This window comes from Phytobacter sp. MRY16-398, assembly GCF_003925915.1.
GTDB classification, from domain to species: Bacteria; Pseudomonadota; Gammaproteobacteria; order Enterobacterales; family Enterobacteriaceae; genus Phytobacter; species Phytobacter diazotrophicus.
Map to the genome: position 1 here is coordinate 1,102,212 of NZ_AP018756.1, position 13,044 is coordinate 1,115,255.

General features: G+C 53.3%; 9 protein-coding genes, 1 pseudogene and 1 CRISPR repeat array. All 10 genes and pseudogenes read left to right on the forward strand.

The window, feature by feature from the left end:
• Window positions 1–170 precede the first annotated feature (170 nt).
• Window positions 171–1,979 (forward strand): NADPH-dependent assimilatory sulfite reductase flavoprotein subunit, encoded by a 1,809-nt coding sequence (gene cysJ, locus MRY16398_RS05235; protein ID WP_079497740.1) that lies wholly within the window; start codon window positions 171–173, stop codon window positions 1,977–1,979.
• The gene (gene cysI, locus MRY16398_RS05240) at window positions 1,979–3,691 is read left to right on the forward strand and encodes an assimilatory sulfite reductase (NADPH) hemoprotein subunit (protein WP_039077695.1); all 1,713 of its coding nucleotides are present in this window, start codon (window positions 1,979–1,981) and stop codon (window positions 3,689–3,691) included. Before cysJ ends, cysI begins: the two co-directional genes overlap by 1 nt.
• A 63-nt stretch (window positions 3,692–3,754) precedes the next feature.
• Window positions 3,755–4,489: a phosphoadenosine phosphosulfate reductase gene (cysH, locus tag MRY16398_RS05245; RefSeq protein WP_039077694.1), complete on the forward strand. Its 735-nt coding sequence runs from the start codon at window positions 3,755–3,757 to the stop codon at window positions 4,487–4,489.
• 212 nt (window positions 4,490–4,701) lie between these two features.
• A CRISPR array of direct repeats spans window positions 4,702–5,096; the repeat unit is 29 nt; unit sequence GTGTTCCCCGCGCGAGCGGGGATAAACCG.
• A 255-nt stretch (window positions 5,097–5,351) separates the two neighbouring features.
• Window positions 5,352–8,018 carry a CRISPR-associated helicase Cas3' gene (gene cas3 / locus MRY16398_RS05250; protein WP_125123937.1) on the forward strand — a complete coding sequence of 889 codons (2,667 nt, stop codon included), beginning with the start codon at window positions 5,352–5,354 and terminating at the stop codon, window positions 8,016–8,018.
• An 11-nt stretch (window positions 8,019–8,029) separates the two neighbouring features.
• The gene (gene casA / locus MRY16398_RS05255; RefSeq protein ID WP_125123938.1) at window positions 8,030–9,586 is read left to right on the forward strand and encodes a type I-E CRISPR-associated protein Cse1/CasA; all 1,557 of its coding nucleotides are present in this window, start codon (window positions 8,030–8,032) and stop codon (window positions 9,584–9,586) included.
• Window positions 9,583–10,137 carry a type I-E CRISPR-associated protein Cse2/CasB gene (casB, locus tag MRY16398_RS05260; RefSeq protein WP_125123939.1) on the forward strand — a complete coding sequence of 185 codons (555 nt, stop codon included), beginning with the start codon at window positions 9,583–9,585 and terminating at the stop codon, window positions 10,135–10,137. Before casA ends, casB begins: the two co-directional genes overlap by 4 nt.
• An 11-nt stretch (window positions 10,138–10,148) precedes the next feature.
• On the forward strand, window positions 10,149–11,207 hold the full coding sequence (cas7e, locus tag MRY16398_RS05265; protein WP_125123940.1) for a type I-E CRISPR-associated protein Cas7/Cse4/CasC: 1,059 nt from the start codon (window positions 10,149–10,151) through the stop codon (window positions 11,205–11,207).
• Window positions 11,208–11,216: 9 nt separating this feature from the next.
• Window positions 11,217–11,963, forward strand: coding sequence for a type I-E CRISPR-associated protein Cas5/CasD (gene cas5e, locus MRY16398_RS05270; RefSeq protein WP_125123941.1), 747 nt, complete (start codon window positions 11,217–11,219; stop codon window positions 11,961–11,963).
• A complete protein-coding gene (cas6e, locus tag MRY16398_RS05275) occupies window positions 11,945–12,595 on the forward strand; it encodes a type I-E CRISPR-associated protein Cas6/Cse3/CasE (RefSeq protein WP_125123942.1) in 651 nt (216 codons plus the stop codon). Before cas5e ends, cas6e begins: the two co-directional genes overlap by 19 nt.
• Window positions 12,592–12,945, forward strand: a pseudogene (locus MRY16398_RS05280) (CRISPR-associated endonuclease Cas1); the annotation flags it as partial. The gene cas6e and the pseudogene MRY16398_RS05280, both read left to right, overlap by 4 nt.
• Window positions 12,946–13,044 lie beyond the last annotated feature (99 nt).

The following is a 13,044-nucleotide window of genomic DNA, read 5'->3' on the forward strand; positions in this document are numbered from 1 at the left end:
GTTTTACTGTTATAAACTATGAATAAAACAGGTTAGTTCTTTTGGTTATTTATTATTTCCAACCTTTCTTTAATTGTTATTATCCCCGCCGTTAACCTTACTTTCTCTTCTGCTTTTATGGCGCTGACAGGGCGTATAAGCAGCTTTTGCTTACTGGAACATAACGACGCATGACGACTCAGGTCCCACCTTCCGCTTTGCTTCCGCTGAACCCGGAGCAACTGGCACGCCTTCAGGCGGTCACAACCGATTTAACTCCCACCCAGCTTGCCTGGGTTTCCGGCTATTTTTGGGGCGTGCTGAACCAGCAACCCGGTGCGGCAGTTGCAACGGCAGCACCTGCGGCGACCGAGACCCCGACCATTACGCTACTTTCCGCCTCGCAAACCGGTAATGCCCGTCGCGTTGCGGAAGCACTGCGTGACGATCTGCTGGCGGCGAAACTCAACGTCAAACTGGTGAGCGCGGGCGACTATAAATTCAAACAAATCGCTAACGAAAAACTGCTGGTTGTTGTTGCTTCCACACAAGGGGAAGGTGAGCCACCGGAAGAGGCCGTTGCGTTACATAAGTTCCTGTTCTCGAAAAAAGCGCCGAAGCTTGATGGCACTGCTTTCGCCGTGCTGGGGCTTGGCGACACGTCTTATGAATTTTTCTGCCAGGCAGGCAAAGATTTTGACAGCAAACTGGCTGAACTTGGTGCCGAGCGCCTGCTGGATCGCGTCGACGCAGACGTTGAGTTCCAGGCTGCCGCCGCTGAATGGCGCGCTCGTGTAGTTGAAGTACTGAAAGCACGAGTCCCGAAAGAGACGCCGGCCCAGGCCGCTGTGACGGCAACGGGGGCGGTGAATGAGGTTTTCTCCAGCCCTTATACGAAAGAAGAACCGCTGACCGCGACTCTCTCAGTGAATCAAAAAATCACGGGCCGTGACTCAGAAAAAGATGTGCGTCATATCGAAATCGATCTGGGCGATTCCGGCCTGCGCTATCAGCCGGGCGACGCGCTGGGCGTCTGGTATCAGAACGATCCGGCACTGGTGAAAGAGCTGGTTGAGCTGCTGTGGCTTAAAGGCGATGAACCGGTCAGCGTCGACGGCAAAACCCTGCCGCTGTCCGAAGCGCTGCAGTGGCATTTCGAATTGACGGTCAACACCGGCAATATCGTGGAAAACTATGCCACTCTGACCCGCAGCGAATCACTGTTGCCGCTGGTGGGCGATAAGGCCAAATTACAGCACTATGCGGCGACCACGCCGATTGTGGATATGGTGCGTTTCTCCCCGGCACAACTGGATGCCACTGCGCTGATTGGCCTGCTGCGTCCGCTGACACCGCGTCTTTACTCCATCGCCTCTTCGCAGGCGGAAGTGGAAACCGAAGTGCACGTTACTGTCGGTGTGGTGCGCTATGACATTGAAGGCCGCGCGCGTGCAGGTGGGGCGTCGAGCTTCCTCGCCGATCGCGTGGAAGAAGAGGGCGAAGTGCGTGTGTTCATCGAACATAACGATAACTTCCGTCTGCCTGCCAACCCGGAAACGCCGGTCATCATGATTGGGCCGGGTACCGGTATCGCGCCGTTCCGCGCCTTTATGCAGCAGCGAGCGGCAGACGGGGCAGAAGGCAAAAACTGGCTGTTCTTCGGCAACCCGCACTTTACGGAAGATTTCCTCTACCAGGTTGAGTGGCAGCGTTACGTCAAAGAAGGCGTGCTGAACCGTATCGATCTGGCCTGGTCGCGTGACCAAAAAGAAAAAGTATACGTACAAGACAAACTGCGTCAGCAAGGCGCGGAACTGTGGCGCTGGATTAATGACGGTGCGCACATTTATGTCTGCGGCGACGCGAATCGCATGGCGAAGGACGTTGAGCAGGCTTTACTGGACGTGATTGCCGAATTTGGCGCGATGGACGCCGAAGCGGCGGACGAATATTTAAGTGAGCTGCGCGTAGAGCGCCGTTACCAGCGAGATGTCTACTAATGAGTGAAAAACATCCAGGCCCACTGGTGGTCGAAGGTAAACTGACAGACGCCGAGCGCATGAAGCTGGAAAGCAACTATCTGCGCGGGACCATTGCGGAAGATCTTAACGACGGGCTGACCGGCGGCTTTAAAGGCGACAACTTTCTGCTGATCCGTTTCCACGGCATGTACCAGCAGGATGATCGCGATATTCGCGCTGAGCGTGCTGCACAGAAGCTGGAGCCGCGTCATGCGATGCTGCTGCGCTGCCGCCTGCCGGGAGGCGTGATCACCACCAAACAGTGGCAGGCGATTGATAAGTTCGCCGCTGAGAACACAATTTACGGCAGTATCCGCCTGACCAACCGTCAGACGTTCCAGTTCCACGGCATTCTGAAAAAGAACGTGAAACCGGTACACCAGATGCTGCACTCCGTTGGTCTGGACGCCCTGGCGACCGCTAACGACATGAACCGTAACGTGTTGTGTACCTCCAACCCGTACGAGTCAGAATTGCACGCCGAAGCCTATGAATGGGCGAAGAAGATCTCTGAACATCTGCTGCCGCGTACCCGCGCTTACGCAGAGATCTGGCTCGATCAGGAAAAAGTGGCGACCACCGATGAAGAGCCGATTCTCGGTCAGACCTATCTGCCGCGTAAGTTCAAAACTACCGTGGTTATTCCGCCGCAAAACGATATCGATCTGCACGCCAACGACATGAACTTTGTCGCGGTAGCGGAAAACGGCAAGCTGGTGGGCTTTAACCTGCTGGTGGGCGGTGGTCTTTCCATCGAGCACGGTAATAAGAAAACCTATGCTCGCACGGCGAGCGAGTTTGGGTATCTGCCGGTTGAGCATACGCTGGCGGTTGCCGAAGCTGTTGTCACCACTCAGCGTGACTGGGGTAACCGTACCGACCGTAAAAACGCGAAAACCAAATATACGCTGGAGCGTGTGGGTGTTGAGACCTTCAAAGCGGAAGTTGAGCGTCGTGCAGGTATCAAATTCGAACCGATTCGTCCGTATGAATTTACCGGGCGCGGCGATCGCATTGGCTGGGTGAAAGGGATCGATAATAAATGGCATCTGACGCTGTTTATCGAAAACGGTCGTATTCTCGATTATCCGGGGCGTCCGCTGAAAACGGGTCTGCTGGAGATCGCGAAGATCCATAAAGGCGAGTTCCGTATTACGGCAAACCAGAACCTGATCATTGCCGGTGTGCCGGATAGCCAGAAGGCGAAAATCGAAAAAATCGCGCGTCAGAGCGGCCTGATGGATGCCGTAACGCCGCAGCGTGAAAATTCGATGGCCTGTGTGTCATTCCCGACCTGTCCGCTGGCGATGGCCGAAGCAGAGCGCTTCCTGCCGTCGTTTATCGATAAAGTGGAAGAGGTGATGGCGAAGCATGGTTTGAGTGATGAGCATATCGTGACGCGCGTGACGGGTTGCCCGAACGGCTGTGGCCGCGCGATGCTGGCGGAAGTGGGCCTGGTGGGGAAAGCGCCTGGTCGCTATAACCTGCATCTGGGCGGTAACCGCATCGGTACGCGCATCCCGCGTATGTTCAAAGAGAACATTACCGAGCCGGAAATCATTGCCTCGCTCGATGAACTGGTAGGGCGCTGGGCGAAAGAACGCGAAGCGGGTGAAGGGTTCGGTGATTTCACCATCCGTGCGGGCATTATCCGCCCGGTGCTCGACCCGGCGCGCGATCTCTGGGATTAAGCTTCCTTGCCTTCCCCCTCTCCTTAGGGAGGGGTGAGGGAAGTAAACATACGAGAGGTAATTATGTCCGTACTCGATCTATCTGCCCTGAATGCTCTGTCGAAAGACGACCGCACGCTGGCGCTGGCGGAGGCTAACGCCCAACTGGAAGCGCAAACCGCAGAGGAACGCGTGGCCTGGGCGCTGGAAAATCTGCCGGGTGAGTATGTGCTGTCGTCCAGTTTTGGTATCCAGGCGGCGGTGAGTCTGCATCTGGTGAATCAGGTGCGCCCGAACATTCCGGTTATCCTGACGGACACAGGTTATCTGTTCCCGGAAACCTATCAGTTTATTGATGAGCTGACCGAGAAGCTCGGCCTGAATCTGCAGATTTACCGTGCGCCGCAAAGCCCTGCCTGGCAGGAAGCACGCTACGGCAAGCTGTGGGAGCAGGGCGTTGAGGGTATTGAAAAATACAACGACATCAACAAAGTTGAGCCGATGAACCGGGCGCTGAAAGAACTGAACGCCCGGACATGGTTTGCGGGCCTGCGTCGTGAGCAGTCCAGTAGCCGTGCCAACCTGCCTGTGCTGGATATTCAGCGCGGTGTTTTCAAAGTGCTGCCGATCATCGACTGGGATAACCGTACGGTGTATCAGTATCTGCAAAAACACGGCCTGAAATATCACCCGCTGTGGGATGAAGGCTATCTGTCTGTGGGCGATACGCACACCACCCGTAAATGGGAACCGGGCATGGCAGAAGAGGACACCCGCTTCTTCGGCCTGAAACGCGAGTGCGGTCTGCACGAAGGCTGATTTTTGGCTTTTCAATAAATAGATAAGATAAGCGCCCGGCTAACCACCGGGCGTTTTTTATGGGTTATACGTTGGTGAAATGAGAGTTTGTACATGGTGTGGTTTTCTTTAATAAGTAAAATCAAACAATTACCGATCTTAAAAAAGACGGAAATGTTGGTAGAATTTTGGGAGTGGTAATTGCTGTTTAAATTTAATGAGTTACGTTTAGAGTGTTCCCCGCGCCAGCGGGGATAAACCGTCTACCGGGCGACCAATAGCCAATTCAATTCCGTGTTCCCCGCGCCAGCGGGGATAAACCGAAGACCGACATCACCGGCGTCGCGTGATACATGTGTTCCCCGCGCCAGCGGGGATAAACCGGCAGCACTGGGGCGCGCGCCGTTCGGGCAGGAGTGTTCCCCGCGCGAGCGGGGATAAACCGGTGACGTCATTCACGCGCCCCAAACTCACCCGGTGTTCCCCGCGCGAGCGGGGATAAACCGAGGAGTTCGTTCAGGTCGATGCGCTGCTCCACGTGTTCCCCGCGCGAGCGGGGATAAACCGAACGCTGGCAAGCACGGCGCGGATGTGACGAGGTGTTCCCCGCGCAAGCGGGGATAACTCTTTATGCCTGATAAAAATAGCTCGTTATCATTAATATTTTCTTTATGGACAGCTATTATCCGACGGCTTCATTGCATCTCTATAAACTAAGAAAGCTATAATAGATACTGAACTTATAAGAGATATTACCTGTTAAATCATTTTCATAGTAACAAATACAAAATTTATATATGTAACCTTCTGGTGATTTAAATCACAAAATATACTTTATAAAAAGCGCAGTATGTATCGATAACAGTCGGATAAGGGACATCGCTTGACAATATTTAATTATTGGGGGAAGACCAGTCGAGGAAATAAACATGGTGGAGATGAATACCACCTGCTGTGCTGGCACTCATTGGATGTTGCTGCTGTTGGTTACTGGATGGTGCAATGCAATATCTATGGCGCTGCTGGTTATCTTAAAAAAGTAGGTCTCCATGATAAGAACAAGGCCGCGCAGTTTTTTGCCTGGTTATTATGCTGGCATGATATCGGAAAATTCGCCCACTCTTTTCAGCAGATTTATATTCATAATGACTTGAATTTACATGACGAATATATAGAACATTATGAAAAAATCCCTCATGCAACATTAGGCTACTGGCTCTGGGATAATTACCTTAGTGAGTTTCCTGAGCTTTTTCCCAACTCTTCTCTTGCAGCCCGTAAACTGAAGCGCGCTATTGCGCTTTGGATGCCGCTTACGACAGGGCATCATGGGCGACCACCTTCGTCAGTAACGGAACTGAAAAATTTCCGCCAGCAGGATAAAGAAGCAGCTCGTGATTTTCTTGCCAGGATTAAATCATTATTCCCACTGGTTGAGATTCCCGAATTTTGGGATGACGATGAGGGTATTGCTCTCTTTAAACATTTGTCATGGCTTATTTCCGCAGTCATAGTCCTGGCAGATTGGGTGGGTTCTTCAACCCAACATTTCCCCCGAATCGCTAAGCCAATATGTATCAATGAATATTGGCAACAGCATGCGCTGGTTAAAGCGAAACTCGCGATTTCTGTTTTCCCTCCTTCGTCTACCGTTGCCCCTTTTTCCGGAATAACGAGGCTATTTCCCTTTATTCAACAGCCAACGCCTTTACAGCAAAAAGCGCTGGAGCTGGATATTAATAAAGAAGGTCCGCAATTATTTATTCTTGAAGATGTTACAGGCGCCGGAAAAACAGAAGCCGCGTTGATTTTAACGCATCGCCTGATGGCGGCGGGAAAGGCGCAGGGGTTCTATTTTGGTCTGCCGACGATGGCGACGGCGAATGCTATGTTCGACCGGATGTCGGAGAGCTGGCTTGCGCTGTATCAACCGGATTCACGGCCAAGCCTGGTGCTGGCGCACAGCGCGCGTGGGTTAATGGACCGGTTTAATCAATCTCTCTGGACGGGAGAATTAGCGGGTTCAGAAGAACCCGACGATCTTCAACCTTCCAGCCAGGGCTGCGCCGCCTGGTTTGCCGATAGTAATAAGAAAGCGCTATTGGCGGAAGTCGGTGTCGGTACGCTTGACCAGGCGATGATGGCGGTGATGCCATTTAAGCACAATAACCTGCGGATACTAGGGCTGAATAATAAGATCCTGCTCGCTGATGAGATACACGCCTGTGATGCCTACATGTCGCGGGTTCTGGAGAGCCTGATTGAAAAACAGGCCAGTGACGGCAACTGCACCATTTTGCTTTCCGCCACCCTATCACAGCAACAGAGAGACAGGCTGGTTGCCGCTTTTGCTAAAGGATCTAAGAGTCGGGTTGAAGCGCCATTATTGGGCTATGACGACTATCCCTGGCTAACGCAGGTGACGAGTTCGGCGGTGGTTTCTCAACATGTGGAGACCCGTAAAGAAGTTGAGCGCAGCGTTAAAATTGGCTGGATGCACAGCGAACAGGAGTGCATTGAACGCATTGAGCAGGCCGTAAGCCTGGGAAAATGCATTGCCTGGATACGCAACTCTGTTGATGACGCGATTGGTATATATCGCCAGCTTCTCGCCAGAGAGGTTATTCCTGCTGAAAGCCTTCTGCTATTTCACAGCCGCTTTGCTTTTCACGATCGTCAACGGATTGAAAACCAGTCACTCACGCAGTTTGGTAAAAAAGGGAGTGCGCAGCGGGCCGGAAAAGTGCTGATCGCTACCCAGGTTATTGAACAAAGTTTAGATATTGACCTGGATGAAATGATCTCCGATTTAGCCCCGGTAGATTTATTGATTCAGCGAGCTGGACGTCTACAGCGGCATATCCGCGATCGTAACGGCTTGTTGAAAGCTTCCGGACAAGACGAACGTCCCGCGCCTGAGCTACTGATCTTCGCGCCGGAATGGGATGACTCGCCACGAGAGGACTGGTTCTCAGGCGCTATGCGCAACAGCGCCTATGTCTACCCCGACCATGGTCGCCTGTGGCTGACCCAGCGCGTGCTGCGCGAACAGGGTGAAATTAGGATGCCGCAATCTGCCCGGCTGCTGATTGAATCGGTCTACGGTGAAGACGTTGATATGCCCGCGGGGTTCGCGAAGACGGAACAGTTGCAGGAAGGAAAGTATTACTGCGATCGGGCATTTGCTAAACAAAACATTATCAACTTTGCGCCGGGCTACAGTACCGAAAGCAGCGATTTTTTGCCGGAAAAGCTTTCGACGCGTCTGGCCGAAGAGTCGGTTTCGCTGTGGCTGGCGAAAATTGTCGATGGGGCGGTTAAGCCTTATGCGCCAGGCGAACATGCCTGGGAAATGAGTGTGCTGCGGGTGCGCCAGGGTTGGTGGGAAAAACACCGGGGGGATTTTACTCTGCTTGACGGTGAGCGACTCCGGCAGTGGTGCATTGAACAGCATCAGAATAAGGAGTTCGCCGTGGTGATTGTGGTGTCGAAGGTTGAAAACAGCGGTTATTCAGCCTGCGAAGGATTAATCGGAAGAATGGAGGTCTAGCAGCTAACCACATGAATAGTTTCTCACTTTTAACAACCCCCTGGCTCCCCGTGCGTTTAAAAGACGGCTCTACGGGCAAGCTGGCGCCGGTTAATCTGGCGGATGAAAACGTGGTGGATATAGCCGCTGCGCGGGCGGATTTACAAGGTGCGGCCTGGCAATTTCTGCTGGGTTTATTGCAGTGCAGTATGGCACCGAAAAACTATTCTCGCTGGGAGGATATCTGGGTTGAGGGATTGGATGCAGATGCGCTTCAGCGGGCGCTGGCACCGCTGGAGCCTGCATTCCAGTTTGGCGCTGATACGCCCTCTTTTATGCAGGATTTCGAAGCGTTAACTGGAGAAAAAGTCTCGATAGCTTCACTGTTACCAGAAATCCCCGGCGCGCAAACTACTAAGTTTAATAAAGATCATTTTGTTAAGCGTGGCGTCACGGAGAACTTTTGCCCGCACTGCGCGGCGCTGGCATTATTTTCGTTGCAGCTTAATGCGCCATCGGGCGGCAAAGGTTACCGCACCGGTCTGCGCGGCGGCGGGCCGATGACGACGTTGATTGAATTACAGGAATATAAGGGAGAGCGGCAAACGCCGCTGTGGCGCAAGCTGTGGCTGAACATTATGCCGCAGGATAGCGCCGGAATGCCTGTGCCTGAAAGGTATGATGAAACCATTTTTCCCTGGCTGGCCCCTACCCGTACCAGCGAACTGGCAAGCGCAGTCACCACGCCGGAGCAGGTGAATCCGCTCCAGGCCTATTGGGGAATGCCACGACGCATTCGCCTTGATTTTAATACTATCCATTCAGGCCGCTGCGATCTCTGTGAAACCGAAAGTGATGAATTGCTTAGCGGGATGACCGTGAAGAATTATGGCGTCAATTACGCGGGATGGATGCATCCGCTGACGCCTTATCGTCTGCCTCTGAAGGAGGGCGGCGAGCGTTATTCCGTCAAGCCGCAACCCGGGGGGCTTATCTGGCGCGACTGGCTGGGTTTAAATCAGAAAGGCGCTTCGGAAAATAACACTGAATATCCAGCTTTAGTCGTTACAACATTCAGTGCACGCAGCCTTAATGACGTAAAAGCCGGGTTGTGGGGCTTTGGCTATGATTTCGACAATATGAAAGCCCGCTGCTGGCATGAACATCATTTTCCGCTGCTATTTACCGAAAATATTATTCCCGATCTACGCAAGGCGGCGCTAACGGCATCGCGCAACCTTAGCCTGCTGCGTAGCGCGTTGAAAGAGGCCTGGTTTTCTGATGCCAAAGGCGCTCGCGGAGATTTCAGCTTTATTGATATCGACTTCTGGCATCTGACTCAGGGACGCTTTCTTGAGCTTATTCGCGATCTTGAAAACGGCCAGAACGCAGACGAAAGGTTGAAGAGTTGGCAAACGAATATCTGGCTGTTTACTCGCAGCTACTTTGATGGCCGCGTTTTTACCAACCCTTACGAGAGTACCGATCTCAAACGCATCATGCTGGCGCGTAAAAAATATTTCACCCAATCGGCGGAGAAACAGAACGCGAAAGCCGCCAAAGCTAAAAAGCAGGAGGCTACTGAATGAGTATTGTGAAGGACGACCATAAGGCGACACTGCGCCGATGGCATGCTGAATTACAAGAAAAACGCGGCCTGCGCGCCAGCCTGCGGCGCAGCAAAACGGTGAATGAAACCTGCCTGTCGGAAGGATTTCGTTCCCTGCTGATGCAGACTCACACGTTATGGAAACGTGAAAACGAGGAGTGGCGTTTTACTGCCCTCGCTATTACGGCAGCGCTGGCAGCACAGGTTAAATATATTGATGAACGCCAGACGTTAGCTGTCCAGCTAGGCCAGATGATCGGCAATAAACCGGTCATGTCCGAACTGCGCTTTTCCCGGCTGTCTGCGGTAAAAACGCCTGACGAACTGCTGCGTCAGCTACTGCGTGCCGTTCGGTTGCTTAATGGTGTGGTGAACCTTCCCTCCCTGGCGGACGACGTTTTCCATTGGTGTCGGGAAAACGACGAGCTACTTAACCATATCCGCCGCCAGCAGCGGCCGACTGAATTTATCCGTATCCGCTGGGCGCTGGAATATTACCAGGCCGGTGAAGCTAACAACGACGATCAATAAGGGACTATCAGATGACCACATTTATTCAGCTGCATTTACTGACTGCTTACCCGGCCGCCAACCTGAACCGCGACGACACCGGTTCCCCGAAAACAGTCGTGCTCGGCGGCGCGACGCGTCTGCGCGTTTCTTCGCAAAGCCTGAAGCGCGCATGGCGCACTTCTGAACTTTTTGAACAGGCGCTTGCTGGCAATATTGGCATTCGTAGCGGGCGTATTGCTCGCGAAGCGGCGAAGATTCTGATGGAAAGCGGTATTGATGATAAAAAAGCCGTCGAGTGGGTTAAACACATCGCGGACTATTTAGGTAAAGCCAAAACGGAGAAAAAGCCTAAAGATTCATTGACCAACGCTGAAACTGAGCAACTGGTACATATCAGTCCGGCTGAATACGATGCGGTTATGGACCTGGCGCATCGTCTGGCGGAAGAAAAACGTGCGCCGAAAGAAGAAGAGCTCGCTTTATTACGTCGCGACCGTATGGCTGTCGATATTGCGATGTTTGGCCGCATGCTGGCCAATAAGCCGGAATTCAATGTTGAAGCCGCCTGTCAGGTCGCACACGCTTTCGGCGTCAGCGAAACGATTGTCGAAGACGATTTCTTTACCGCTGTTGATGATCTTCGTAAGACTTCGCTAGAAGATGCCGGTGCCGGACACCTCGGCGAAACCGGATTCGGCTCCGCGCTGTTTTACACCTATATCTGCATCGACAAAGATCTGCTGGTCAAAAACCTGAATGGTAATGAAGAGCTGGCGAACAAAACGCTGCGCGCGTTTACCGAAGCTGCGCTGAAAGTCTCGCCAACCGGAAAGCAAAACAGCTTCGCCAGCCGCGCCTATGCGTCCTGGACGCTGGCGGAAAAAGGCACCGAGCAACCGCGTTCGCTGGCGGCAGCGTTTTACAATCCGATCAACGGCACTAATCAGCTTGATGTTGCCGTAAAACGTATCACCGAACTGCGTGAAAATATGAATAAGGTTTATGAACAGCAAACGCAATTCGTTGATTTTGATGTTGTGAGCGGGAAGGGAAGCATGAAGAACGTGCTGGACTTTATCTGCGCGTAAGGGGCGGCTATGAGCCAATATCTGGTTTTTCAGCTTCACGGGCCGATGGCCTCCTGGGGCGTAGATGCGCCCGGCGAAGTGCGCCATAGCCACGAGCTGCCCTCGCGTTCGGCTCTGCTGGGTTTACTGGCGGCGGCGCTGGGTATCCGGCGTGATGAAGAAGCGCGCTTGAACGCGTTCAATCAGCATTACTCTTTTCTGCTGTGCGCCAGCAAAAACCCCCGTTGGGCGCGAGACTATCACACGGTCCAGATGCCGAGAGAGGTGCGTAAAGCTCGTTATTTCAGCCGTCGTGAAGAGCTGAGCGATCCAGCACTGCTCAGCGCGCTGATCTCCCGGCGGGATTATTACTCCGATGCCTGGTGGGTGGTGGCGCTAACGCAAACGCCTGATGCACCCTATTCGCTGGAGCAACTGCGGGATGCGCTACAGTACCCTGTATTTCCTCTGTATCTGGGGCGAAAAAGTCACCCGCTGGCTTTGCCACTTGCGCCGTTGTTGCTGGAGGGTACCGCACCGGATGTGCTGAACGAGGCGTATCGACAGTACCGGGAGAAGTTCAACAAGATAAATATCCGACTAGCGGAGCTGCAACCTGAGTGCTGGTGGGAAGGCGAGCATGACGGTCTGAATGCTAATAAAGTCTTACGTCGTCGCGATAGGCCGATGAGCCGTCGGCAGTGGACGTTTGGCGAGCGTACCGTTAACCAAGGACCGCTGTTCATCAAGGAGGAACCGTGTACCTCGCAAAAATAACGCTGCATACCAGTCAGCTTTCACCATCACAGCTATTACAACTGGTGGATCGCGGTGAATATGTGATGCACCAGTGGCTTTGGAAGTTATTTCCCGGTGGGCAGGAGCGGCAGTTTCTTTATCGCCGGGAGGAGCTTCAGGGGGCGTTTCGTTTCTTTGTTCTTTCCCTTGAGCCTCCTGCTGAAAGTGAGATCTTTGATATTCAATACCGACCGTTTGCACCGACCCTGAGCACAGGGCAGACCTTGCGTTTTAGCCTGCGCGCTAACCCAACGATTTGTAAGTCCGGTAAACGTCACGATCTATTGATGGAAGCGAAGCGCCAGGTAAGGGGACAGGTTAATGGCCCGGATATCTGGCAGCATCAGCAGCAGGTGGCGCAGGACTGGCTGGCGCGTCAGGGTGAGCAAAATGGGTTTTCACTGCGTGAAGTGAATGTGGATGCCTATCGGCAGCAGCAGGTTGTGCGAGTGAAGTCCCGTCAGGTGATCCAGTTTAGCAGCGTGGATTATTCCGGCGTGCTGGTGGTTAACGAACCCATGTTATTCCTGCGACGCTTGATTCAGGGATACGGTAAAAGCCGGGCTTTCGGCTGTGGTTTGATGTTGATTAAACCTGGAGACGGCGAGTGATATTTGTGCCGCTAAGTCCGATACCTCTTAAAGATCGCACGTCGATGATTTTTCTCCAGTACGGGCAGGTTGACGTGCTGGATGGCGCATTTGTGTTGATCGATAAGACGGGGATCCGCACCCATATTCCGGTGGGATCGGTGGCCTGTATCATGCTGGAGCTGGGTACTCGGGTTTCTCATGCGGCGGTGCGCCTGGCTTCGACGGTCGGTACGCTACTGGTATGGGTTGGGGAAGCGGGAGTGCGGGTTTACGCTTCCGGACAGCCCGGCGGGGCGCGAGCGGATAAGCTGCTTTATCAGGCGAAGCTGGCGCTGGATGATGACTTGCGCCTGAAAGTGGTGCGAAAAAGTGTTCCCCGCGCCAGCGGGTATAAACCGGTTGAATAACCCGCGCACATCGTCCTGCAGAAGTGTTCCCCGCGTCAGCGGGGATAAACCGTGGTAAAA